The 24057-nt window shown below is 66.1% G+C and carries 23 protein-coding genes and 1 other RNA gene; 12 read left to right on the top strand and 12 right to left on the bottom strand.

Annotated elements, in window-relative coordinates; all coding sequences use genetic code 11:
* Positions 1 to 39 precede the first annotated feature (39 nt).
* The 5 genes from cysZ (at position 40) to HMPREF2581_RS24740 (ending at position 7653) form a co-directional block, all read left to right on the top strand.
* On the top strand, positions 40 to 780 hold the full coding sequence (gene cysZ, locus HMPREF2581_RS24760) for a sulfate transporter CysZ (protein ID WP_003085838.1): 741 nt from the start codon (positions 40 to 42) through the stop codon (positions 778 to 780).
* Positions 781 to 1158: 378 nt separating this feature from the next.
* Positions 1159 to 3171 carry a ceramidase CerN gene (gene cerN, locus HMPREF2581_RS24755; RefSeq protein WP_003140850.1) on the top strand — a complete coding sequence of 671 codons (2013 nt, stop codon included), beginning with the start codon at positions 1159 to 1161 and terminating at the stop codon, positions 3169 to 3171.
* A 341-nt stretch (positions 3172 to 3512) separates the two neighbouring features.
* On the top strand, positions 3513 to 5705 hold the full coding sequence (locus HMPREF2581_RS24750; RefSeq protein ID WP_003140852.1) for a phosphocholine-specific phospholipase C: 2193 nt from the start codon (positions 3513 to 3515) through the stop codon (positions 5703 to 5705).
* A gap of 16 nt (positions 5706 to 5721) precedes the next feature.
* The gene (gene plcR / locus HMPREF2581_RS24745; protein WP_003122996.1) at positions 5722 to 6345 is read left to right on the top strand and encodes a phospholipase C accessory protein PlcR; all 624 of its coding nucleotides are present in this window, start codon (positions 5722 to 5724) and stop codon (positions 6343 to 6345) included.
* A gap of 87 nt (positions 6346 to 6432) precedes the next feature.
* Entirely contained in the window at positions 6433 to 7653 is a 1221-nt protein-coding gene (locus HMPREF2581_RS24740; protein ID WP_003085828.1) for a glycosyltransferase family 4 protein, read from the top strand.
* 3 nt (positions 7654 to 7656) lie between these two features.
* Here the strand turns inward: HMPREF2581_RS24740 and HMPREF2581_RS24735 are convergent, their stop codons facing one another.
* From HMPREF2581_RS24735 to HMPREF2581_RS24715, 5 genes are all read right to left on the bottom strand, one after another.
* Entirely contained in the window at positions 7657 to 8616 is a 960-nt protein-coding gene (locus tag HMPREF2581_RS24735; RefSeq protein ID WP_003085826.1) for a DegV family protein, read from the bottom strand.
* Positions 8617 to 8806: 190 nt separating this feature from the next.
* Complete coding sequence (locus HMPREF2581_RS24730; RefSeq protein ID WP_003085824.1) at positions 8807 to 9919, bottom strand: NADH:flavin oxidoreductase; 1113 nt, start codon at positions 9917 to 9919, stop codon at positions 8807 to 8809.
* Between the two features lie 40 nt (positions 9920 to 9959).
* Positions 9960 to 10550, bottom strand: coding sequence for a TetR/AcrR family transcriptional regulator (locus HMPREF2581_RS24725; RefSeq protein ID WP_003140857.1), 591 nt, complete (start codon positions 10548 to 10550; stop codon positions 9960 to 9962).
* 150 nt (positions 10551 to 10700) lie between these two features.
* Entirely contained in the window at positions 10701 to 11183 is a 483-nt protein-coding gene (locus HMPREF2581_RS24720) for a glutathione peroxidase (RefSeq protein ID WP_003140859.1), read from the bottom strand.
* 205 nt (positions 11184 to 11388) lie between these two features.
* Entirely contained in the window at positions 11389 to 11874 is a 486-nt protein-coding gene (locus tag HMPREF2581_RS24715; RefSeq protein ID WP_003085816.1) for an FKBP-type peptidyl-prolyl cis-trans isomerase, read from the bottom strand.
* Between HMPREF2581_RS24715 and HMPREF2581_RS32530 the strand changes: the two genes are divergently transcribed.
* From HMPREF2581_RS32530 to HMPREF2581_RS24700, 4 genes are all read left to right on the top strand, one after another.
* Positions 11843 to 12181: a DUF3565 domain-containing protein gene (locus HMPREF2581_RS32530; protein WP_003109430.1), complete on the top strand. Its 339-nt coding sequence runs from the start codon at positions 11843 to 11845 to the stop codon at positions 12179 to 12181. The two genes, HMPREF2581_RS24715 and HMPREF2581_RS32530, sit on opposite strands and share 32 nt — an antisense overlap.
* A complete protein-coding gene (locus HMPREF2581_RS24710) occupies positions 12181 to 13365 on the top strand; it encodes an acetate kinase (RefSeq protein ID WP_003085814.1) in 1185 nt (394 codons plus the stop codon). Before HMPREF2581_RS32530 ends, HMPREF2581_RS24710 begins: the two co-directional genes overlap by 1 nt.
* A gap of 62 nt (positions 13366 to 13427) precedes the next feature.
* The gene (gene pta / locus HMPREF2581_RS24705; RefSeq protein WP_003085813.1) at positions 13428 to 15542 is read left to right on the top strand and encodes a phosphate acetyltransferase; all 2115 of its coding nucleotides are present in this window, start codon (positions 13428 to 13430) and stop codon (positions 15540 to 15542) included.
* A gap of 126 nt (positions 15543 to 15668) precedes the next feature.
* A complete protein-coding gene (locus HMPREF2581_RS24700) occupies positions 15669 to 16583 on the top strand; it encodes an acyltransferase (RefSeq protein ID WP_003085811.1) in 915 nt (304 codons plus the stop codon).
* Positions 16584 to 16652: 69 nt separating this feature from the next.
* On the opposite strand, the gene HMPREF2581_RS24695 is transcribed toward HMPREF2581_RS24700, so the two are convergent.
* The 3 genes from HMPREF2581_RS24695 to oruR form a co-directional block, all read right to left on the bottom strand.
* Positions 16653 to 17366: a YiaD family glycine zipper/OmpA-like lipoprotein gene (locus HMPREF2581_RS24695; RefSeq protein WP_003085808.1), complete on the bottom strand. Its 714-nt coding sequence runs from the start codon at positions 17364 to 17366 to the stop codon at positions 16653 to 16655.
* Positions 17367 to 17471: 105 nt separating this feature from the next.
* Positions 17472 to 18113 carry an MBL fold metallo-hydrolase gene (locus HMPREF2581_RS24690; RefSeq protein WP_003140862.1) on the bottom strand — a complete coding sequence of 214 codons (642 nt, stop codon included), beginning with the start codon at positions 18111 to 18113 and terminating at the stop codon, positions 17472 to 17474.
* 101 nt (positions 18114 to 18214) lie between these two features.
* Positions 18215 to 19234 (bottom strand): ornithine utilization transcriptional regulator OruR, encoded by a 1020-nt coding sequence (oruR, locus tag HMPREF2581_RS24685; protein ID WP_003114220.1) that lies wholly within the window; start codon positions 19232 to 19234, stop codon positions 18215 to 18217.
* Positions 19235 to 19358: 124 nt separating this feature from the next.
* Here oruR and HMPREF2581_RS24680 point away from each other — a divergent pair, with 124 nt between their 5' ends.
* Positions 19359 to 20192, top strand: a complete 834-nt coding sequence (locus tag HMPREF2581_RS24680; RefSeq protein WP_003140865.1) for a metal-dependent hydrolase — start codon at positions 19359 to 19361, stop codon at positions 20190 to 20192.
* Positions 20193 to 20326: 134 nt separating this feature from the next.
* On the opposite strand, the gene HMPREF2581_RS24675 is transcribed toward HMPREF2581_RS24680, so the two are convergent.
* Both HMPREF2581_RS24675 and HMPREF2581_RS24670 read right to left on the bottom strand, forming a co-directional pair.
* Entirely contained in the window at positions 20327 to 21268 is a 942-nt protein-coding gene (locus tag HMPREF2581_RS24675) for an alpha/beta fold hydrolase (RefSeq protein WP_003085798.1), read from the bottom strand.
* Between the two features lie 108 nt (positions 21269 to 21376).
* Positions 21377 to 22060, bottom strand: a complete 684-nt coding sequence (locus HMPREF2581_RS24670; protein WP_003140867.1) for a TetR/AcrR family transcriptional regulator — start codon at positions 22058 to 22060, stop codon at positions 21377 to 21379.
* An 87-nt stretch (positions 22061 to 22147) separates the two neighbouring features.
* Between HMPREF2581_RS24670 and HMPREF2581_RS24665 the strand changes: the two genes are divergently transcribed.
* Both HMPREF2581_RS24665 and ssrA read left to right on the top strand, forming a co-directional pair.
* Complete coding sequence (locus HMPREF2581_RS24665) at positions 22148 to 23026, top strand: hypothetical protein (protein ID WP_003140868.1); 879 nt, start codon at positions 22148 to 22150, stop codon at positions 23024 to 23026.
* Positions 23027 to 23087: 61 nt separating this feature from the next.
* Positions 23088 to 23440, top strand: a transfer-messenger RNA (tmRNA) gene (gene ssrA / locus HMPREF2581_RS24660).
* A 101-nt stretch (positions 23441 to 23541) separates the two neighbouring features.
* Here ssrA and HMPREF2581_RS24655 read toward each other — a convergent pair.
* The gene (locus HMPREF2581_RS24655; RefSeq protein ID WP_023099039.1) at positions 23542 to 23784 is read right to left on the bottom strand and encodes a hypothetical protein; all 243 of its coding nucleotides are present in this window, start codon (positions 23782 to 23784) and stop codon (positions 23542 to 23544) included.
* Positions 23781 to 24057, bottom strand: a 277-nt coding sequence (locus HMPREF2581_RS24650) for a hypothetical protein (protein WP_070867390.1), incomplete at its 5' end; no start/stop codon positions are given. The genes HMPREF2581_RS24655 and HMPREF2581_RS24650, both read right to left, overlap by 4 nt.

Here is a 24057-nt window from a genome sequence, read left to right as displayed (position 1 = left end):
TAAGGTTTCAGCCCGCATCCCATCGGAGAACCATTCCCTATGCCAGCCCTGAGCGGCCCGCAATACCTCGGCGAAGGCCTGAAGCTGATCATGCGTCCCGGCCTGCGCCTGTTCGTGCTGATCCCCCTGACCCTCAACCTGCTGGTGTTCGCCCTGCTGATCGGCTTCGCGATGCAGCAGTTCAGCCACTGGGTCGACCTGCTGATGCCCAGCCTGCCCGACTGGCTGAGCTTCCTGCAGTACATCGTCTGGCCGTTGTTCGTCCTGCTGGTGCTGGTGATCGTGTTCTTCACCTTCACCATGGTCGCCAATATCATCTCCGCGCCGTTCAACGGCTTCCTCTCGGAAAAGGTCGAGGTGGTGGTTCGCGGCCGCGACGACTTCCCGCCGTTCAGCTGGGCCGAACTGCTGGCGATGATCCCGCGCACCATGGGTCGCGAGATGCGCAAGCTCGCCTACTTCCTGCCGCGCGCGCTGGTGCTGCTGGTGCTGAGCTTCGTGCCCGGGGTCAACCTGATCGCCACGCCGCTGTGGATCCTCTTCGGCATCTGGATGATGGCGGTGCAGTACATCGACTATCCGGCGGACAACCACAAGCTCGGCTGGAACGAGATGCTCGCCTGGCTGCGCAGCAAGCGCTGGGCGTGCATGGGTTTCGGCGGGATGACCTACCTGGCGCTGCTGATCCCGCTGGTCAACCTGGTCATGATGCCCGCCGCCGTCGCCGGCGCCACCCTGTTCTGGGTCCGCGAGGAAGGCGAGAAGGCGCTGGTGAAATAAGCATGCGCCCGGTGTCCGCTGTCGGCATTGTCAGGCGGGCGTCAGCGCCCTGACAGCCGGCGTCGGGCACACTACGAATGCCCTCGGGAGCGTCGGCGCAGGCCGCAGCCGAGACCTGCGCCAGCCCTTGCAGACCGGCTCGACGCTGCCGAACCGACTGGCCGCCGGTGCCTCCCCACGCAGGCGGCCTTTTTTTACCCGCCGGCCTTGCCGTCCATGCAGGATGTCCGGCGCTCACCCCCTTCCTGTCCGCTACGCCCCCCCTCGACGCCGCCACCCTGGCACTACAGTGGCAACCAGGCGAGGCAGGCTCCGGCCCGCTTTCGATGACCACCGTCCCCAGCCCGCCCAGCGGCGGAAAACAAGAAGAGGGTCGCCATGTCACGTTCCGCATTCACCGCGCTCTTGCTGTCCTGCGTCCTGCTGGCGCTCTCCATGCCTGCCAGGGCCGACGACCTGCCCTACCGCTTCGGCCTGGGCAAGGCGGACATCACCGGCGAAGCCGCCGAAGTCGGCATGATGGGTTACTCCTCCCTCGAACAGAAGACCGCCGGCATCCACATGCGCCAGTGGGCGCGTGCCTTCGTGATCGAGGAAGCGGCCAGCGGACGTCGCCTGGTCTACGTCAACACCGACCTGGGGATGATCTTCCAGGCCGTGCACCTGAAGGTCCTGGCCCGGCTCAAGGCGAAGTACCCCGGTGTCTACGACGAGAACAACGTGATGCTCGCCGCCACCCACACCCACTCCGGTCCGGGCGGCTTCTCCCACTACGCGATGTACAACCTGTCGGTGCTCGGCTTCCAGGAAAAGACCTTCAATGCCATCGTCGACGGCATCGTCCGCTCCATCGAGCGGGCCCAGGCCAGGTTGCAGCCCGGCCGCCTGTTCTACGGCAGCGGCGAGCTGCGCAACGCCAGCCGCAACCGTTCGCTGCTGTCGCACCTGAAGAATCCGGACATCGCCGGCTACGAGGATGGCATCGACCCGCAGATGAGCGTGCTCAGCTTCGTCGACGCCAACGGCGAGCTGGCCGGCGCGATCAGTTGGTTCCCGGTGCACAGCACCTCGATGACCAACGCCAACCATCTGATCTCGCCGGACAACAAGGGCTACGCCTCCTATCACTGGGAGCACGACGTCAGCCGCAGGGCCGGTTTCGTCGCCGCCTTCGCCCAGACCAATGCCGGCAACCTGTCGCCCAACCTGAACCTGAAGCCCGGCTCCGGTCCCTTCGACAACGAGTTCGACAACACCCGCGAGATCGGTCTGCGCCAATTCGCCAAGGCCTACGAGATCGCCGGCCAGGCCCAGGAGGAAGTGCTCGGCGAACTGGATTCGCGCTTCCGTTTCGTCGACTTCACCCGCCTGCCGATCCGCCCGGAGTTCACCGACGGCCAGCCGCGCCAGTTGTGCACCGCGGCCATCGGCACCAGTCTGGCCGCCGGTAGCACCGAAGACGGTCCAGGCCCGCTGGGGCTGGATGAAGGCAACAATCCGTTCCTCTCGGCCCTTGGCGGGTTGCTCACCGGCGTGCCGCCGCAGGAACTGGTGCAATGCCAGGCGGAAAAGACCATCCTCGCCGACACCGGCAACAAGAAACCCTACCCCTGGACGCCGACGGTGCTGCCGATCCAGATGTTCCGCATCGGCCAGTTGGAACTGCTCGGCGCCCCCGCCGAGTTCACCGTGATGGCCGGGGTGCGGATCCGCCGCGCGGTGCAGGCGGCCAGCGAAGCGGCCGGTATCCGCCATGTGATCTTCAATGGCTACGCGAATGCCTATGCCAGCTACGTCACCACCCGCGAGGAATACGCCGCCCAGGAATACGAAGGCGGCTCGACCCTCTACGGCCCCTGGACCCAGGCCGCCTACCAGCAGTTGTTCGTCGACATGGCGGTGGCGCTGCGCGAACGCCTGCCGGTGGAAACCTCGGCGATAGCGCCGGACCTGTCCTGCTGCCAGATGAACTTCCAGACCGGAGTAGTGGCCGATGATCCCTATATCGGCAAGTCCTTCGGCGACGTGTTGCAACAACCCAGGGAAAGTTATCGCATCGGCGACAAGGTGACCGTCGCTTTCGTGACCGGACATCCGAAGAATGACTTGCGCACCGAGAAGACTTTCCTGGAAGTGGTGAATATCGGCAAGGATGGCAAACAGACGCCCGTGACCGTTGCCACCGATAATGACTGGTATACCCAATACCGCTGGGAGAGAGTGGGTATATCTGCCTCGAAAGCGACTATCAGCTGGTCCATTCCACCAGGGACCGAGCCCGGCCATTACTACATCAGGCACTATGGCAACGCGAAGAACTTCTGGACCCAGAAGATCAGCGAAATCGGCGGCTCGACCCGCTCCTTCGAGGTGCTCGGCACCACTCCCTAGCGGGCTCCAGCCAAGGTTTCGAGATTCGCCAGCCAACTTTATGACGCATGAAAGTCGTCAAATAAAATGTGATTTAAAACACATGAACAAGTGACCTTTCATTCAGCCGACAAGGGCATGGAACTCTATTTCCATGCCCTTTGTTTTTATCCCGAAAAACTTCTCAAGTTGTCGCTCAAGGTCATATCGAAGTCGCTTTCGGGATCAACCGATAAATTATCGCCATGAAACCATCGGCTCGCTGTATTCCCTGCCGGAAAAACAGGGAAGACGATTAATCATCTCGAAACAAGAAGTACGCAGATTGATGGAAATCAAAAAACCACCCGGGAAATAAAACGATGACCGAAAACTGGAAATTCCGCCGTCGAACCTTTCTCAAGCACGGCGCCCAGGCCGCTACCCTGGCCGGCCTTTCCGGGCTGTTCCCGGAGACGCTCCGGCGCGCCCTGGCCATCGAGCCGGACATCCGCACCGGAACCATCCAGGACGTCCAGCACGTGGTCATCCTGATGCAGGAGAACCGCAGCTTCGATCACTACTTCGGCCACCTCAACGGCGTCCGCGGCTTCAACGATCCTCGCGCGCTCAAGCGCCAGGACGGCAAGCCGGTCTGGTACCAGAACTACAAGTACGAGTTCTCCCCCTATCACTGGGATACCAAAGTCACCAGCGCCCAGTGGGTGAGTTCGCAGAACCATGAATGGTCGGCCTTCCACGCGATCTGGAACCAGGGCCGCAACGACAAGTGGATGGCGGTGCAGTACCCCGAAGCCATGGGCTACTTCAAGCGCGGCGACATTCCCTACTACTACGCCCTGGCCGACGCCTTCACCCTGTGCGAGGCCTACCACCAGTCGATGATGGGCCCGACCAATCCGAACCGCCTCTACCACATGAGCGGACGCGCCGCCCCCAGCGGCGACGGCAAGGACGTACACATCGGCAACGACATGGGCGACGGCACCATCGGCGCCAGCGGCACGGTGGACTGGACCACCTATCCCGAGCGGCTAAGCGCCGCTGGCGTGGACTGGCGGGTCTACCAGGAAGGCGGCTACCGCTCCTCGTCACTCTGGTACCTGTACGTCGACGCCTACTGGAAATACCGGCTCCAGGAGCAGAACAACTACGACTGCAACGCCCTCGCCTGGTTCAGGAACTTCAAGAACGCTCCGCGCGATTCGGACCTCTGGCAGCGCGCCATGCTCGCCCGCGGCGTCGACCAGTTGCGCAAGGATGTGCAAGAAAACACGCTGCCGCAGGTGTCCTGGATCGTCGCGCCCTACTGCTACTGCGAGCATCCCTGGTGGGGCCCCTCGTTCGGCGAGTACTACGTGACCCGGGTGCTCGACGCGCTGACCAGCAACCCCGAGGTCTGGGCCAGGACCGTGTTCATCCTCAACTACGACGAGGGCGACGGCTTCTATGACCACGCCAGCGCCCCGGTGCCGCCGTGGAAGGATGGCGTCGGCCTTTCCACGGTCAGCACCGCCGGCGAGATCGAGGCATCCAGCGGGCTGCCCATCGGGCTCGGCCACCGCGTCCCGCTGATCGCCATCTCGCCCTGGTCGAAGGGCGGCAAGGTCAGCGCCGAAGTGTTCGACCATACCTCGGTGCTGCGCTTCCTCGAACGCCGCTTCGGCGTCGTCGAGGAAAACATCTCGCCCTGGCGGCGTGCCGTCTGCGGCGACCTGACTTCGCTGTTCGACTTCCAGGACGCAGGCGATACCCAGGTCGCCCCCGACCTGACCAACGTCCCGCAGAGCGACGCGCGCAAGGAGGACGCCTACTGGCAGCAGTTCTACCGGCCCAGCCCCAAGTACTGGTCCTACGAGCCCAAGAGCCTGCCCGGCCAGGAAAAGGGCCAGCGCCCTACCCTCGCGGTGCCCTACCAGTTGCACGCCACGCTGGCCCTCGACATCGCCGCCGGCAAGCTGCGCCTGACCCTGGGCAACGACGGCATGAGCCTGCCGGGCAATCCGCAGGGACACTCCGCTGCGGTATTCCAGGTGCAGCCGCGGGAAGTCGGCAATCCGCGTTTCTATACCGTGACCAGCTATCCGGTGGTCCAGGAAAGCGGAGAGGAACTGGGCCGGACCCTCAACGACGAACTCGACGACCTGCTCGACGCCAACGGCCGCTACGCCTTCGAGGTGCACGGCCCCAACGGCTTCTTCCGCGAGTTCCACGGCAACCTGCATCTCGCCGCGCAGATGGCGCGGCCCGAGGTATCGGTCACCTATCAACGCAACGGCAACCTGCAGTTGAACATCCGCAATCTCGGCCGCCTGCCGTGCAGCGTGACGGTGACGCCGAACCCGGCCTATACCCAGGAGGGCAGCCGTCGCTATGAACTCGAACCGAACCAGGCGATCAGTGAAGTGTGGCTGTTACGCAGCAGCCAGGGCTGGTACGACCTCAGCGTGACCGCCAGCAATACGGAAGCCAACTATCTCCGCCGCCTGGCCGGACACGTCGAGACCGGCAAGCCGAGCAGGAGCGATCCATTGCTCGACATCGCAGCGACCTGAAGCGAGGAGTCCATCGATGAGACCTACCCTGACCTGGACCTTGCTGGCCCTGCTGCTCTGCGGCACGGCCATCGGCGCCGTCCTGTTGTTTTACCCATCGGAGCCGGCGCCCGTCGCGCCCTTCGCGTCTCCCCCGCAGGCCACACCGGCGGCAAAACCTTCCATTCCTTCCCGAGCCCCCGAGATGAATACAGCCACCGCTCCCGACAACCTGGAACAGCAACTCGGCGAGTTCGGCCGCAACGCCGGGCAGATGTCCGAGATCGAACGCAAGCAGGCCGCCGAAGGCCTGATCGAACAGCTCAAGCGCGAGGTGGCGGTCGGCGCCGATCCGCGCCAGACCTTCGAGGAGATCCAGCGTCTGACGCCCTATGTGGAGGCCGATGCCAGGCGCCGCGAGGCGCTCGACTTCGAGATCTGGATGGCGCTCAAGGACAACGCCTCCGTCCAGCAGCAAGCGCCGACGCCTGGCGAGGAAGAGCAACTGCGCGAATACGCGCAAGAGTCGGACAAGGTGATCGCCGAGGTGCTCGCCAGCGTCGACGGCGAGGAGCAGCGTCACGCCGCCATCGACGAACGCCTCAAGGCCCTGCGCAAGCAGATCTTCGGCGAGGAGAACCCACGCCTGCTGCAACGCTGAAATCCACGGCGCCCCGAGCGGGGCGCCGTCACGCAAGCGTCACCAAAACTTCACATCCGCTACACGGCGTCGGTCGACACTGACGTCATGAGCAGACCTCTAAGCATCGCCCTGATCAGCGAAACCTACCCACCGGAAGTCAACGGCGTCGCCAATACCCTGGGTCGCCTGCATGCCGGTCTCCAGCAGCTTGGCCATCGGGTTCAGGTGGTGCGCCCGCGCCAGCCCGGCGACGACGGCCGGCGCAGCGACGCCGAGCTGGTGCTGACCCGCGGCTGGCCGTTGCCCGGCTACCCCGGCCTGCAATGGGGCATGTCGAGCCTGCACAAGCTGCTGCGCTGCTGGAAGCGCCAGCGCCCGGACGTGCTCTACATCGCCACCGAAGGCCCGCTCGGCTTCTCTGCCCTGCGCGCCGCGCGGCGCCTGGGCATCCCGGCGGTCAGCGGCTTCCACACCAACTTCCAGCAGTACAGCGAGCACTACGGCTTCGGTCCGCTGACCCGGCTGGTCACCGGCTACCTGCGCTGGTTCCACAACCGCACGCAGATGACCCTGGTGCCCAGCGGCAGCCAGCGCATGGAATTGCAACGGCGCGGTTTCGAACGCCTCAACCTGCTCTCCCGCGGGGTCGACAGCCAACTCTTCCATCCCTCCCGGCGCGATCCCGAACTACGCCGGCGCTGGGGCCTGGGCGAACAGGACATCGCCGTGCTGCACGTCGGCCGGCTGGCGGCGGAGAAGAACCTCGGCCTGCTCGGCGGCACCTTCCGCGCGCTCTGCGCTGCCCATCCGCAGCTGAAGCTGCGCCTGGTACTGGTGGGCGACGGGCCGGAGCGCAAGCACCTCGAACGGGACCTGCCCGAAGCGCTGTTCTGCGGCGTCCAGCGCGGCGAAACCCTGGCCGCCCACTACGCCTCGGGCGACCTGTTCCTCTTCCCAAGCCTGTCGGAGACCTTCGGCAACGTGGTCCTCGAAGCCCAGGCCGCCGGCCTCGCGGTGGTCGCCTTCGACCAGGCCGCCGCCGGCCAGCACATCCGCCATGGGCACAACGGCGTGCTCGCCGCGCCGGGCGACAAGAGCGGCTTCGTCGAAGTCGCCAGTTGGCTGCTGGACGACCAGGAACGCCTGCGCCGGGTCCGTCTCAACGCCCGCCAGCACGCCAGCCGGCAAGGTTGGGACAGCATCGTCGAGCACTTCCAGAACTACCTGGAGGACGCCTGCGCCAGTCCGCTGGTCCAGCCCGCTCGGTCGAAGCCCGAGCGGCCGCCGGCGGAGGATGGCGGGGCCTTGCCACGCAGCCGCGAGTAGGTCTCAGGCAAAGGCTTTCGGCGCGGCGATGAAGCCCAGGCTCATGGCCCCGGCGCCCAGATTGATGCCGCCGGTGGGACTGAGCATGCCCAGGTGCAAGTGGATGTCGCGCTCGCGGCAGGCGTTCTCCAGCGCGGCGAAGCCCGGCAGGTCGCGCAGCGCGGTCGGATCGCCGGCATAGCTGAGACCCAGTTGCGGTGCCAGCAGCTCACCCGCCTGTACCCGCGCCAGGGCATAGCCGAACAGCTTCTCCGCCGACTTCTCGAAGCTCGGCGAGAGCGCCACCGGTTTGTCCTCGCCATCGGCCAGGCTGAACACCGGCTTGACGTCGAGCAGCGAGCCCAACCCCAGCGCCGCGCCCTTGACCCGGTCGACGAAACCGCTGCGATCACCCTTCTGGAAGCCGCGCCGGCGCAAGTGGCCCAGGTCGTCGGCGACCAGGTAGGTGCAGGTCTGCTGGCTGAGCTGTTCGAGGCGCGTACGCAGCGCGTTGGGGTGGCTGCCCTGCGCCAGCAGGCGCGTGCCCTCGGCCGCCAGGCAGGCGATGCCGGCGAACACCGAGTGGCTGTCGAGTACGCGCAGGGTGAAGGGACCGGCGATGCCGGCCGCGTGGCGGCGCTCGTGGTAGTGCTGGAGCAGGCCGAAGGAGGCCTGGGTGGCGTGCTCGAAGATCGGACTGCGCAGGCTGTCGACGGTGAGGCAGACCACGTAGTCGAAGTCGGTCACCAGTTCGTCGAGGAACCATTGTTGCAACTCGGCGGCGGAGAGCGGCTGGCTGCCGTCCTTGCTACCGACCTTGGGCAGGTGGTCGCGGTAGAAGCTCAGGGTGGTGTCGGGGTCGCGTCGATCGATGAGCCGCTGCTCGCCCAGGCGGATCCCGATCGGCATCACGCGGATGCCGTGGGCGGCGAGGAATTCGGGCGGCAGGTCGCAGGTCGCGTCGACCACCAGGCCGATACGCATGGATTCGCTCCTCTGGCCGTTTCTCGGCCTATTGTTGTGTTGGCGGTCATACAATGCCGGTTTCGGACTTTGAAGTCAGCCGGTCGCAGGGCGGGTTTTCGGAAAAAATCACGGCCATGAAAAATCCCACCCCGAGGGGTGGGATCTGCTTGCCGGCGCAGCGCCGGACCGGTGTGTCGCGGACGCGCCTTCAGACCAGGCTGGCCAGGGCCTCGCGGCTGAACGGCTTGATGTCGCCGATGCGCCCCTCGCGGACCTTCACCGCCCACTCCGGATCCACCAGCAGCGCGCGGCCCACCGCGACCAGGTCGAACTCGCCCTTGTCCAGGCGCTCCACCAGGCCGTCGATGCTCGCCGGCTGCGCCACCTCGTCGGTTTTGCCGAAGAATTGCAGGAACTCGCTGCCGTCCAGGCCGACGTTACCCACGGTAATGGTCGGCTTGCCGGTCAGCTCGCGGGTCCAGCCGGCCAGGTTGAGTTCCGAGCCTTCGAACTCGGGAATCCAGAAGCGGCGGGTCGAGCAGTGGAAGATATCGACGCCGGCCTCCACCAGCGGCGCGAGGAACTCGCGCAGGCCCTCCGGGGTTTCCACCAGGCGCGCGGAATAGTCCTGCTGCTTCCATTGGGAGAAGCGGAAGATGATCGGGAAATCCGCGCCGACCGCCGCGCGCACCGCCCGCACCAGCTCGACGGCGAAGCGCGAGCGATTGGCCAGGCTGCCGCCGTACTCGTCGTCCCGCTGGTTGCTGCCTTCCCAGAAGAACTGGTCGATCAGGTAGCCGTGGGCGCCGTGGATCTCCACCCCGTCCATGCCGATCGCCTGGGCGTCGCGGGCGGCCTGGGCGAAGGCGGCGATGACTTCCTGGATGTCGGCCTTGCTCATGCCGTGGACCAGCACCTTGCCGTCCTTGGCCTTCTCCATCGGGCCGTAGCCGGGCACGCTGGCGTCCGGCTCCACGCCCAGGCGCCGAACGCTGCCGACGTGCCAGAGCTGCGGAACGATGCGCCCGCCCTCGGCATGCACTGCATCGACCACCTGCTTCCAGCCGGCCAGGGCGTCCTCGCCATAGAAGCGCGGCACGTTCGGATAACCGTTGGCGGCCTTGTGGCCGACCGTGGTGCCTTCGCTGACGATCAGGCCGACGCCGGCGGCGGCGCGCCGGCGGTAGTACTCGACGACCTTGGCGTTGGGTACGCCGCCCGGGGAAAAGTTGCGGGTCATCGGCGCCATCACCACACGGGTGGGCAGCTCCAGGGCGCCGAGACGGAACGGTTGGAACAGGGCTTCTACGGGGGCACTCATGGACGGACTCCTGAGGGGGAATGGGAGGTTCGGGCAGGTATCAGGCGCGGAGCAGCAGTTCCAGGCGCGACATGAAAGCATTCAACGGAGCGAGGCCGGCGCCGACCTTGAAGCGCGCCAGGGCGCCCTGCCAGGCGAAGCCGATGAAGCCGGCCAGGCTCGCGCAGTCCTCGTCGGCGGCCAGTTCGCCGGCCTCGCGCGCCTGCTCCAGGCAGTCCTGGAGGATTTGCGCGGAAGCCTGCAGGATCGACTCGACCGTGGCCGCGATCGGCGGCGACAGCTCGGCCATCTCGAAGCTCAGGCTGCCGATGAAGCAGTGGTATTCGGGCTTTTCCTGGCGGGCGAAGTGCTCCAGCAGCTCGCCGTAGTAGCGCAGCACCCGCTCGCGCGGGCTGAAGCGGCTGTCGCCGAGGGCCTGGGCGTAGCGCGCCAGGCGCGGCGCGTAGACGTGCTCCAGGGCCTGCTGGGCGAAGGCTTCCTTGCTGTCGAAGTAGTGATAGAAGGAGCCCTTGGGGATGCGCGCGGCCTGGACGATCTCCAGCACCCCGGTGCCGTGGTAGCCACGTCGGGTCATGACCTCGGAGCCCTTGGCCAGGATCAGTTCGCGCTTGTCAAGTCGGTTGCTAGTCATGGAACGAGAGAATATGACCGGTCGTCTCGTCCGCCCAGCATTATCAACGGCGGTGATCAGGCGTTACAGGCAGGGACTTATCGCGTTGCGTCATGAACCGGCGCAAGACAGGAAAGGAAGCGGCGGGACGCGAACGCGTCCCGCGGGAGATCAACCCAGGGCCTTCTCGATGGCTTGCACCAGGGCCGGGTCGTCCGGCGCCGTGCGCGGGCTGAAACGCGCCAGCACGCGACCGTCGGGACCGAGGAGGAATTTCTCGAAGTTCCAGGTGATGTCGCCGGGAAACTCCGCGCCCTCGCCCGCCAGCAGGCGATAGAGCGGATGCCGCGCGCTGCCGTTGACCTCGACCTTGGCGCTCATCGGGAAGCTGACGCCATAGTTCAGGCTGCAGAAGGACTGGATATCCGCCTCGCTGCCCGGCTCCTGCCCGGCGAACTGGTTGCAGGGCACGCCGAGCACCGCGAAACCGCGCTCGCGGTAGGTCTGGTAGAGATTCTCCAGGCCAGCGTACTGGGGTGTCAGGCCGCATTTGGAGGCGACATTGACCACCAGCAGCACCTTGCCCTTGAACGGGGAAAGCGGCAGGTCCTGTCCATCCAACCCCAGCAGGGTGAGATCGTGAAAGGCACTCATGACGTACTCCTTGCGCATTCAGCGACACAACGTGCCAAGCCCCGCACCGGGCAAGAACCCTGGCTGCGGCGCATCCCCAGGGACGGGGTAAAGAGCCCAGGCATGGCGCATGACGCGAAAGGCGCCCACAGGCGCCTTTCGCTATACCAGCTTAGCAGTTCCGCCGGCGGACGGCCCAGGCCATCAATCGGCGAATGAACGCCGATCAGTGGTGGTGACCGCCTTCGCCATGGATGTGACCATGGGCGATTTCCTCGGCGTTGGCCTCGCGCACGTCGACTACCTTGACCTTGAAGTTCAGGCGCTGGCCGGCCAGCGGATGGTTGCCATCGACGGTCACGTCGTCGCCGTCGATGTCGCGGATGGTGACGATCTGCATGCCGCCGTCCGGAGCCGAGGCGTGGAACTGCATGCCGACTTCCAGTTCGTCGACGCCTTCGAACATCTCGCGGGTCAGGGTCGCGACCAGTTCGGCGCTGTATTCGCCATAGGCGTCTTCCGGCTCGATGGCGACGCTCAGTTCGTCACCGACGTTCTTGCCTTCCAGGGCCTTCTCCAGGCCGACGATGATGTTGCCGGCACCGTGCAGGTAGACCAGCGGCGCGCCACCAGCGGAACTGTCGATGACATCCCCGGCGTCGTTGGTCAGGGTATAGTCGATGGAAACCGCCTTGTTGGCCGCGATCTGCATGGTTCGAAACCTTTTCGATAAAGAAGATGAATGCGTAAGTGTACGCATCAATAGCCCCGAAAGCGACCGCGCCCCTGATGAACGGGGCGCGCGAGCGCCGTCGCGGGTGATTGATTTTCATCAGGACGAGGAAGGCCATTGGGTGGCAGTCTTGTCCTGTGGCCATACTCAACACCTGCGCCACCAACCGCCCTGGCAATCGCGCGCCTGGGTCCTTGACGAAAACGAGCGGCACAGACAGCTCGGCCGCGAATTTCGCTGCGGCTGGTGTGCCCGGGAAGAAGAAGAGCAGACCAAGGAGCAGTGATGCCCTCACGCAACATACTGGTGATCAACTGCGGCAGTTCGTCGATCAAGTTCGCCCTGGTCAACGAGGCCCACTCCCTGTTTCCCCTGCACGGCCTCGCCGAGCGCCTGGGCAGCCGCGATGCGGTGCTGCGCTGGAAGCGCGGCGGCGACAGCGACAGCCTGATGATTCCCAACGCCGACCACCGCGCCGCCCTCGCCCAGTTGCTGCCGATGGTGCAGAACGCCGCGGGCGGCAAGCTCCACGGCATCGGCCACCGGGTGGTGCATGGCGGCGAGCTGTTCACCCATGCCACGCGCATCGACGACCGGGTGGTCGAGGCGATCCGGGCCACCGCGCCGCTGGCGCCGCTGCACAACCCGGCCAACCTGCAAGGCATCGAGGCAGCGATGACGCTGTTTCCAAAGCTGCCCCACGTCGCCGTGTTCGACACCGCCTTCCACCAGAGCCTGCCGGAGCACGCCTACCGCTACGCCCTGCCGGAAGCCCTCTACCGCGAGCATGGCGTACGCCGCTACGGCTTCCACGGCACCAGCCACCGCTACGTCAGCCACCGCGCCGCGGAAATGGCCGGGTTGGCGGTCGGCGACAGCAGTTGGCTCAGCGCCCACCTTGGCAATGGCAGCTCGACCTGCGCCATCGTCAACGGCCAGAGCCTCGACACCAGCATGGGCCTGACCCCGCTGGAAGGCCTGGTAATGGGCACCCGCAGCGGCGACGTCGACCCCAACCTGCACAGCCACCTGGCGCGGACCCTGGGCTGGAGCCTGGAGCGCATCGACTCGATGCTGAACAACGAAAGCGGCCTGCTCGGCCTCTCCGACCTGTCCAACGACATGCGCACCCTGGAGCAGGAGCGCGAGCAGGGCCACCCCGGCGCGGCCCTGGCGATCGAGGTGTTCTGCTACCGCCTGGCCAAGTCCCTGGCGGCGATGAGCTGCGCCCTGCCGCAACTGGACGGGGTGATCTTCACCGGTGGCATCGGCGAGAACTCGCCGCTGGTGCGCGCCAAGACCGCCGCCCACCTGCGGCTGTTCGACCTGCGCCTCGACCAGGAGGCCAACGCCCGCTGCGTGCGCGGCGTCGCCGGGCCGATCCAGGCCGCGGGGCATCCGCGGGTACTGGTGATCCCGACCAACGAAGAGCGGCAGATCGCCCTCGACACGCTGGCCCTGCTCGACTGAACTGGATCGACGCCCCCGCCCAACCAGGCGGCGTGGCCAAACGCACGGCTTAAGGAGCCCAGATGCATACCTTCTTCATCGCCCCGACCGGTTTCGGCGTCGGCCTCACCTCGATCAGCCTCGGCCTGCTTCGCGCCCTGGAACGCGCCGGGCTGAAGGTTGGCTTCTTCAAACCCATCGCCCAGCTGCATCCCGGCGACCTCGGCCCGGAGCGCTCCAGCGAACTGGTGGCGCGCACCCACGGCCTGGATACGCCGAAGCCGCTGCCGCTGGCCCAGGTCGAGCGGATGCTCGGCGACGGCCAACTGGACGAACTGCTCGAAGAGATCATCAGCCTCTACCAGCGCGCCGCCGCCGACAAGGACGTGGTGATCGTCGAAGGCATGGTACCGACCCGTCACGCCAGCTACGCCGCGCGGGTCAACTTCCACCTGGCGAAGAGTCTCGACGCCGAGGTGATCCTGGTCTCCGCGCCGGAAAACGAGACGCTCACCGAACTGACCGACCGTATCGAGATCCAGGCCCAGCTGTTCGGCGGCCCGCGCGACCCGAAGGTGCTCGGGGTGATCCTCAACAAGGTCCGCGGCGAGGCCGACGCGGCCAACGCCGAGGACGGCGTGGCGGACTTCGCCCGGCGCCTCACCGAACACTCGCCGCTGCTGCGCGACGACTTCCGCCTGATCGGCTGCATTCCCTGGCAGGACGAACTCAACGCCGCGCGCACCCGCGACATCGCCGATCTGCTCAGCGCACGGGTGATCAACGCCGGCGACTACGAGCAGCGCCGGGTGCAGAAGATCGTGCTATGCGCCCGCGCCGTGCCCAACACCGTGCAACTGCTCAAGCCCGGCGTGCTGGTGGTGACCCCCGGCGACCGCGACGACATCATCCTCGCCGCCAGCCTGGCCGCGATGAACGGCGTACCCTTGGCCGGCCTGCTGCTGTGCAGCGACTTCCCGCCCGACCCGCGGATCATGGAACTCTGCCGCGGCGCCTTGCAGGGAGGCCTGCCAGTGCTGTCGGTGGCCACCGGCTCCTACGACACCGCGACCAACCTGAACCGGATGAACAAGGAAATCCCGGTGGACGACCGCGAGCGCGCCGAGCGGGTCACCGAGTTCGTCGCCGGGCACATCGATTTCGAATGGCTCAAGCAGCGCTGCGGTACGCCGCGCGAGCTGCGCCTGTCGCCGCCGGCGTTCCGCTACCAGGTGGTGCAACGCGCGCAGAAGGCCGGCAAGCGCATCGTCCTGCCCGAGGGCAGCGAGCCGCGCACCGTGCAGGCGGCGGCGATCTGCCAGGCGCGCGGCATCGCCCGCTGCGTGCTGCTGGCCAAGCCGGACGAGGTCCAGGCGGTGGCCCAGGCCCAGGGCATCGTGCTACCGGAAGGCCTGGAGATCATCGACCCGGACCTGGTGCGGCAGCGCTACGTCGAACCGATGGTCGAGCTGCGCAAGGGCAAGGGGCTGAACGCGCCGATGGCGGAGCAGCAACTGGAGGACAGCGTGGTCCTGGCGACCATGATGCTTGCCCTGGACGAGGTCGACGGCCTGGTCTCCGGCGCCATCCACACCACCGCCAGCACCATCCGCCCGGCGCTGCAACTGATCAAGACCGCGCCCGGCTACAACCTGGTGTCGTCAGTGTTTTTCATGTTGTTACCGGACCAGGTGCTGGTCTACGGCGATTGCGCGGTGAATCCCGATCCTTCGGCCAGTGACCTGGCCGAGATCGCCGTGCAGAGTGCCGCGTCGGCGCAGGCTTTCGGCATCCCGGCACGGGTCGCGATGATCAGCTACTCCACCGGCGACTCCGGTTCCGGGGTGGATGTCGACAAGGTTCGCGAGGCCACCCGCCTGGCGCGCGAGCAGCGCCCCGACCTGTTGATCGACGGACCCTTGCAGTATGATGCCGCCGCCATCGCCAGCGTCGGCCGCCAGAAGGCGCCGAACAGCCCGGTGGCCGGGCAGGCCACGGTGTTCATCTTCCCCGACCTGAACACCGGCAACACCACCTACAAGGCGGTGCAGCGCAGCGCCGATTGCGTCAGCGTCGGGCCGATGCTGCAAGGCCTGCGCAAACCGGTGAACGACCTGTCGCGCGGCGCGCTGGTGGAAGACATCGTCTACACCATCGCCCTCACCGCCATCCAGGCGGACGCCCAGGCCCCGGCCTGAAGGAACGCCGCCCAGTGGGCGGCACTGGCTTCGGCCAGGCACGAGGATGTGCCATGTGAACGGCGGGACCACGCCCCGCTCCACGCGCCCGGCCCTGGCCGGGCGCCTACGTACAAGGACTCCTTGATGCTGTCGTTTCTCCCCCATTTCCTGCGCGGCTCCCTGGCCGGCCTGCTGCTGGTGTCCAGCACCCTGTGCTGGGCCTGCCTGCTGTTCGGCATGACCCTGGTCAAGCTGCTCCTGCCGTTCGCCGCCGCCCAGCGCCTGTGCAGCAAGATCATGAGCCTGATCGCCGAAGGCTGGATCGCCTGCAACAAGGGCTGGATGAACCTGGTCCAGCGCACCCGCTGGAACGTCCAGGGCCTGGAGGGCCTGGAGTACCAACACTCCTACCTGGTCACCAGCAACCACCAGAGCTGGGTCGACATCCTCGTCCTGCAATACCAGTTGAACCGGCGCATCCCGCTGCTGCGCTTCTTCCTCAAGCAGGAACTGATCTGGGTCCCGATCATCGGCCTGTGCTGGTGGGCCCTCGATTTCCCCTTCATGAAGCGCTACAGCAAGGCCTACCTGGCCAGGCACCCGGAGAAGAAAGGCCAGGACCTGGCGACCACGCGCAAGGCCTGCGCCAAGTTCAGCCGCATCCCGGTAGCGGTGTTCAACTTCCTCGAAGGCACCCGTTTCACCCGCGCCAAGCACGACGAGCAGCAGTCGCCGTTCCGCCACCTGCTCAAGCCCAAGGCCGGCGGCATCGCCTTCGTCCTCGACGCCATGGGCGAGCAATTGAAGACCCTGGTCAACGTGACTATCCACTACCCGGACGGCAGCCCGACCTTCTGGTGCCTGCTTTCCGGACGCCTGAAGGACGTCGTGGTGCGCTTCGAAGAACTGGAGATTCCGCGCCAGTTCGTCGGCAAGAGCTACGACCAGGACGCCGGCTACCGCGCGGAATTCCAGCAATGGGTCAACCAGCTGTGGGAGCGCAAGGACCAGTTGCTCGACAGCCTGCACCGCGAGTTTCCCGGTAACGCCAAGGCGTAGGACGAAGAGCGCCGACCAGCGCCCATGAAAAAGCCCGCCGAATGGCGGGCTTTTTCTTCCAGGCCGCGATCAGTACTGCGGCTGGGTCTGCGCCGGGCCCTGGGCGCCCGGAACCGGTCGCAGGTTGACCTCGACGCGCCGGTTCTGCGCGCGACCGTCGGCGGTGGAGTTGCTCGCGATCGGCTGGTCCGGGCCCATGCCGCGGGTACTCAGGCGGGTGCCGTCGACGCCCTGGGCGGTCAGGTAGCCGGCCACGCTCTGCGCACGACGCTGGGACAGGTCCATGTTGTGCTGGCGGCTGCCGGTGCTGTCGGTGTAGCCGACGATCTCGATGGTGTTCTGGTTGTACTGCTTGAACGAGTTCGCCAGGTTGTTCAGCGGCGCGTAGAAGCTCGGAGCGATGTTCGCCGAATCGGTGGCGAAGGTGATGTTGCCCGGCATGATCAGCTTGATGTCGTCGCCCTGGCGCTGCACTTCCACGCCGGTGCCTTCCATCTGCCGACGCAGCTCGGCTTCCTGCTTGTCGGCGTAGTAGCCATAACCCGCGGCGGCCGCGCCGGCAACGGCAGCGCCGATCAACGCGCCCTTGCCACGGTTGTTGTGGTCGATCGCGGCGCCGGCGACGGCGCCGGCCAGCGCACCCAGTCCGCCGTACTTGGCCGTCTTGCTCATGCCACCCTGGCTTTGGCTTTGCGTGTCGTAGGGGTTGTTGTTGGCACAACCGGCGAGCAGCGCCAGTGCGGTGACGGCTGCGGCCAGAGGCAGGCAACGGGAGGTGAACATGGGAAAACTACTCCTCGAGGTACTGAAACGCCCCTGCGTGAGGGGCGGCCGACATCTTAGAGCATAGCCAGGTGGCAAAATTCCCGATGCTCGGAAAAATCCTTTTCAGCCCCTGACGAAGGGATTCTCGCGCATCTCCTCGCCCAGCGTGGTGTCCGGGCCGTGGCCGGCGACCACCGTGGCGTCCTCGTCGAGGCTGTACAGGCGCAGCCTGATCGAACGCTGGATCGCCGCCGAGTCGCCGCCCCACAGGTCGGTGCGGCCGATGCCACGGCGGAACAGGGTGTCGCCGGCGATCAGCAGCTTCGCCCGGGGGAACCAGAAACTCATCGAGCCCGGCGTATGCCCCGGCGTGTGCAGTGCCACTCCGCAACCGCAGGCCAGTTCCTCGTCGTCGGCCAGCCAGCGGTCCGGGGCCGGCACCGGCGTGTAGGGCACGCCGAACAGTTGGCACTGCATCTCCAGGTTGTCCCAGAGGAACTGGTCGTCCTTGTGCAGGTGCAGGCTGGCGCCGGTGCGCTTCTTCATCTCGCCGGAGGCGAGGAAGTGATCCAGGTGCGCGTGGGTATGGATGATGCTGACCACCTGCAGGCCGAGGCGGTCGAGGCGCTGCAGGATCAGTTCGTGGTCGCCGCCCGGATCGACGACGATGGCCTTCCTGGTCAGCGGATCGCCAATGATGGTGCAGTTGCACTGCAAAGGCCCGACGGGAAAGGTTTCGCGGATCAGCGCGGGGGATGTCGACATGCAAGACTCCGATCACGGTCGGCGCGGCAAGCGCGCCATGGATTTCTATGAAACGCCAAGCATGGCACATCCGCCTGGTGCCGAGGACCGTCGGCGTCGGCTCAGGGCGCTTCGCGGTAGTCGCTGGGCAGCTTGCCGGTCCACTTGCGGAACGCCCGGCGGAAGTTCGACGAGTCGTTGAAGCCGAGCAACAGGGCAATCTCGTACAGCGGTAGCTGGGTGGTGGTCAGGTATTGCAGGGCCAGGCGCTTGCGCACATCGTCGAGGACCTGCTGGTAGGTGGTGCCCAGCGACGACAGGTGCCGGCGCAGGCTGCGCCCGCTGGTGTGCAGTTCGCGGGCGGCCTGTTCGAGATCGGGGAAGTCGCCGGGACGCGCCAGCAGCAGGCGGCGCACACGGGTCAGCAGGCCTTCCTGGACGTCCAGGGTGGCCAGCAGCGCCTCGCACTGCTGCTCGCACATCTGCACCGTGGCCGGGTTGGCCAGCGCCATCGGTCGTTCCAGGTACTCGCTGGGCATGCTCAGCCAGTGCCAGGGCTGCTCGAACTCCGCGGCCACCCCGAACACCTCGGCGTAGCGCCGGGCATGGGCCGGCGGCGGATAGGCGAAGCCGACCCGCACGTCCTGCAACGGCTCGCCGACCAGGAAGCAGGCGATGGAATACAGCGTCGCCATCAGGCCCTCGGCGGCGAACACCGAAGCGGCGCCCAGCGGCATCGACTCCACCGCGCGCAACTCGGCGCGGCCGTCATCGAGCACCAGTTCCAGTTCGTAGGCCAAGCCGAGCACCCGGTAGTACTTGAGGGCGAACTGGATGGCCTTGCCCAGGTTGGCGCTGGACAGCACCGCGTAGCCGAGGATGCCGTGGGCGGAGACGTTCAGGCGCTGGCCGAGCACCAGCCCCAGCGCCGGCTCGCCGCACAGGGCCTGGGCGCTGTAGGTGAGCTGGTTGAAGTCGAGGAAGGACAGGCGGCCGTTCGGGCTGTCCAGCACCTCGGGACGCACCCGCGCAGCGTCGAACAGCGCCTGGCGGGATACGCCGTACTCCGCGACAAGATCGAGGAGTGCCTCGGCATAGGCCACCGGCACCAGTTCGGCGGTGAAATTGAGCGGTTGTTTCATGGCTGTTTATTGTTCTGACCGCTGGCCGGATATGACCGGAAAATTGGCAGAAGATAACCTTGTGAGGCTATCCCCCGCAAGCGATAGTCGATCCCATGGTCCTTCACCATCACAGGGAGCCGCTATGGCCAGCACCACCCCCGAAGGTCTGGAGATCCGCCCGCGTCATCTGGACTTCGACCTGCCCGATCCGATGCCGCGCCACTGGCACAGCGGCGACGCTTTCAAGACCCACATGTTCAACGCCATGTCGGTGCTGTTCCCCGATGGCGAGCGCTTCTTCATCGACTCCGTGCGCCACTACCGCGAGCGGGTCGAGGACCCGGCGCTGAAGCAGCAGATCCGTGGCTTCATCGGCCAGGAAGGCCACCACAGCCGCGAGCACCTGGTCTACAGCGACCGCCTGCGCGCCCTCGGCTACGACATCGACCGCCTGGAAGGCGGCGCCAAGCGGCGCATCCGCTTCGCCCAGCAGAAACTGCACCCGTCGCGGCAACTGGCGGCCACCGCGGCCCTGGAGCACCTCACCGCGATCATGGCCGACGGCCTGCTGAGCAACCCCAGGTGGCTGGAAGGCGCCGACCCGACCATGGCCCGCCTGTGGCGTTGGCACGCACTGGAGGAAACCGAGCACAAGGCGGTGGCCTACGACGTGTTCATGCTGGTCAACGGCAAGGCCAGGCTGCGCCGCCGGGCGATGGTCCAGGGCACCTTCTTCTTCGCCCTAGACACCACCAAGGGCCTGGTCCACATGCTCAAGCGCGACGGCCTGCTGTGGAACTTCAAGGTCTGGCGCGACGGCATCAAGTGGCTGTGGGGCAAGGACGGCGTGTTCCGCTCGCTGGTGGGCGTGTACCTGGACTTCTACAAGAAGGACTTCCACCCCTGGCAGCACAATAACCTGCACCTCATCGAGCAGTACCGCGACCAGTTCGAACTGGAACCGAAGGCCGCCTGACCCTCCTCGCCGCCCCTCCGCGCCGCGAGAGGGGCTTGCATCGCTTCCCTGCCCTGCCTGGTATTTCGGCCTTTCGTCCATGCATTAAAAAGCCCGCGACTGACCAGCGCGGGCTTCTTCATGACGGCCTGGGATCAGGCCATCAGGAAGCGCAGTGCATCCGCCGCGGTCTGCTCGGGAATCTCCTCCATGGGGATATGCCCGACGCCCGGATAGGTCTTCACCTGGATCCCCGGCAGGTCGCGTTGCCACAGCGGTACGTGCTTCGGCGAGATCCAGCGGTCGCGTTCGCCCCACATCAGCAGGGTCGGCGCGACGATCCGGGCGATGCGTTCGCCGGAGGTGCCGAGTTCCTCGCGGTTGACCTTCAGCAACACGCGGAAGATCTCCATCATGCCCTTGCGGTTGCCCGGGCGGCGGCTCAGGTCGTAGTAACGGTCGACCACTCCCGGCTTGATCCGCCCCGGCTCGCCATAGACTTCCTTGATGCCCTGGGCGATCAGCGCCCGCGGCATCCACAGCGGCATCGCCAGGGTCGAGCCGGGCAGCGCCGCCGAGGCGATCATCCACGGCACCTTGCGCATCTGGTAACCGGCCGGGTCGATCAGCACCAGCCGCTCCACTCGCTGCGGCTGCGCCAGGGCGAAGTTCCAGGCGATATAACCGCCCAGGGAGTTGCCGGCGATCGAGGCCTTGTCGATCTTCAGGAAATCGAGCAACTGGCCGAGGATCGCCACCATGCGCTCGCCGGAGTAACGGCTGTCACGCCCCGGCCCGGTCAGGCCGAAGCCCGGCACGTCGAAGCGCACGATGCGGAAGTAGGGCGACATCGCCTTCACCCAGTCGTCCCAGGTGTGCAGCGAGGCGACCACGCCGTGGATCATCACCAGTACCGGCTTGTCGCGGCTGCCTTCGTCGCGGTAGTGCAGCGGGAAACCGTCCAGCTCGATGAAGCGCGAGCCGCTGGACGGTGCGGCGTAGCGCTCGCGCAACGACTCCAGCGAGAGGGAGCCGAAGCCCAGGCGGGCGAATCCGACCGCCAGCGGCGGTTGCAGCAGATAGGGTGTCGCGGACATGGACGCACGTCTCCCGTCTTGTTGTTATGACAGGGCATCAGAGCATGGCCACGGTGGGCTGCGAGCCCAACCTAGGTTCTGTAGGCGCGAGCGGCGACTGCCCGGCTGTTACCCTTGCAGTCTCGTCAGAGCCTGGGTGCTGGGACAGAGCGTACCCACCAGCAGGTCGCCGAGCACCCGCTTGACCCGCGGCAGCTCCAGCGGGTCGCTGGCATTGAGCAGCTCCAGCGAAGCCGCCTCCATCGCCCAGATCAGCACCCGGTAGGTCAGCGCATCGTGGGCCGCACCCTGGGCGCCCAGGCGCTCGGCCCACAGCTCGATAATCTTCAGGTGCGCGCGCTGCCGGTGCGCCGCCAGCGGCGAGCCGGCATGCAGGGCCTCCTCCTGCATCATGCGGATGATCGGACCGACCGCCAGGTGGTAGTCGAAGAACAGCGAGACCATCGCCCGCAGCCAGTCCTCGTCGCTGCCTGCCTCGCTGCGCAGCCCGCCGAAGCGCGCCAGCAGCAATTGCACGGCGCTGTGGTAGATGCTTTCCAGCACCTCCAGCTTGCCGGCGAAATACTTGTAGAAAGTCCGCCGCGAGACCCGCGCCGCCTCCAGCAGGTCGTTGACCGTGGTCTCGGCGACTCCCTTGCGGGTGAACACCGGGATCGCCGCGAGCTGGATGTTGGTCCGTTGCAGATGCCCCACCAGCGGCCCCTCGCCCTGCGCCGCCTGGCGCGCCAGCGCGCCGTAGCCGCCGAGGTCCTCGAATACCGCCTGCAAGCCGTCCCACTGCGCCGTTGCCATCCCGTCCGCCCCAATCGAAGCGCGGGGTGACGGCGGCCCCGGCCATCGCTAACCTAGGCCGATCCACGCGCCCCGCAAGGAAAGTCCGTGCCGACCCTATCACGCCGCCTGCTCTGGCCGCTGGCCATCCTTTTACTGGTTCTCGGCCGCCCGCTCGCGGCCGCCGACCTCTACTACCTCGGCCAGCGCATCCCGGACATCCAGAAGCCCTGGGACAGCCACGACTACCAGGTGCTGATCGACGCCCTGAAGAAGATCGAGGAAACCCAGAAAAACGCCCTGCCGCGACGCAGCGGCGAATTCACCGGGCCGCTCTACCTGCGCATGGTCAGCGAGGAAAACTTCCGCCCGCAGCTGAACATCTACAGCCCCCTGGAGATCCGCCAGAACGAGGCCCGCGAAGTGCTGTTCAAGCTCAAGGAGCTGATGCGCCTGTACTTCGACTTCCGCGCCGCCAAGCAGCCCTACGGCGCCGAAGCGCTGGGCCTGATGAGCTACTCGCTGCGCGAGCAGTCGATCCTGTTCACCCTCACCGTCGAATTCTGGATGACCCTGTCCCAGGCCGAACAGCGCAACCCCGCGCGCCTGCAGGGCATGCAGGAAACCAAGGCGGCCGCGGCGATGCTCACCGGCAGCGCCCTCGACTACCTCGGCCTCACCGCCCAGTTCGAGCGCCAGGACCTGGTGCTCTACTCCGCCGAACTGGCCAAGGAAATGCCCGAGCTGTTCATCCACCTGCCCTCCCCGGTGCGCGCCCAGTTGCTGGAACGCATCGCCGCTTTCGCCAAGGACCACCCTTACCCCGAGGTCCGCGACAACATGCGCGACCTGCAACCGGTGTTGCAGGCGATCCAGGCCGACGTGGAAAAACAGCTGGCGCCCGGGCGGAACGCCAAGGCACCGGACAAACCCCTGGACCTGAGCCCGCCTCCGGAGGGGAAACCCAGCGGCGTCAACGGTTTATGAGCGGCGGATTGGACTCTCGCAGCCCTTTGCCGTAGACTGGTCGTCGACCTGTCAAGGTTTTGGGGCCGATTAGGATTCGACGCCGGTAACAAAACTTGAGGGGCATGCCGAGCTGGTAGCAGAACTCGTAAATTCGCTGCTGCAAACTTATAGTTGCCAACGACGACAACTACGCTCTAGCTGCTTAATGCGGCTAGCAGTCGCTAGGGGATGCCTGTAAACCCGAAACGACTGTCAGATAGAACAGGATCGCCGCCAAGTTCGCTGTAGACGTAACGGCTAAAACTCATACAGCTCGCTCCAAGCACCCTGCCACTCGGGCGGCGCGGAGTTAACTCAGTAGAGCTGGCTAAGCATGTAGAACCGATAGCGGAGAGCTGGCGGACGGGGGTTCAAATCCCCCCGGCTCCACCAAACAACCCTTACAAATCAGGCACTTAGCGATTATCGCAAGTGCCTTTTTTGTGCCTGAATGGGCTGTTTTGGCTCGGTAATGCCAGCTTTATGACAGCCTGTCATTCACCTCTGTTCGCCTCCGGCAGCGGGAAGCGCACCCTGATCTCCTCGACCTTGGCCACCCAGGCGCTGTAGTCCGGTTCCACGCCGGCCTTGATCGCATCGAACTCGGCCTCGGTCTTGAGCGGGTCACTTTCCAAGCGGTAGGCATTCGCCCGCGCCGCGGTTGCGGCATCGTACTCAGCCTGCCAGCGTTCTTGCGCCTGCTGTTCAGCGGTCTTTAACTTGCTCCAGTCGATCATCGCGGTAACTCCACCGGGCCGTCGGCCTCGATCAGCAACGGTTCAGGGAAGCGAGCAGCGGCACTGGCATCAGCGGCCAGCGGGAACCGCAGGATCAGCTCCAGCCGGCCGGCACGTCGCAGTGCAGGACCAGCGAACCACTCCGACCCGATAGCCTCGGCCGGCACTTCACCACCGTCCGGGAGCGGTGTGAAGTCGAACACCTGGCCGTTCACAGTGAGCACATCGCCAATCCTGACCAGCGACAGGTGCTCGTCGCTGCCTGGCAGTGGT

Source organism: Pseudomonas sp. HMSC057H01 (assembly GCF_001836405.1).
Taxonomy (GTDB): domain Bacteria; phylum Pseudomonadota; class Gammaproteobacteria; order Pseudomonadales; family Pseudomonadaceae; genus Pseudomonas; species Pseudomonas aeruginosa.
Note: the sequence above shows the minus strand (reverse complement) of the source record. Positions and strands in the feature narration are given on the sequence as shown.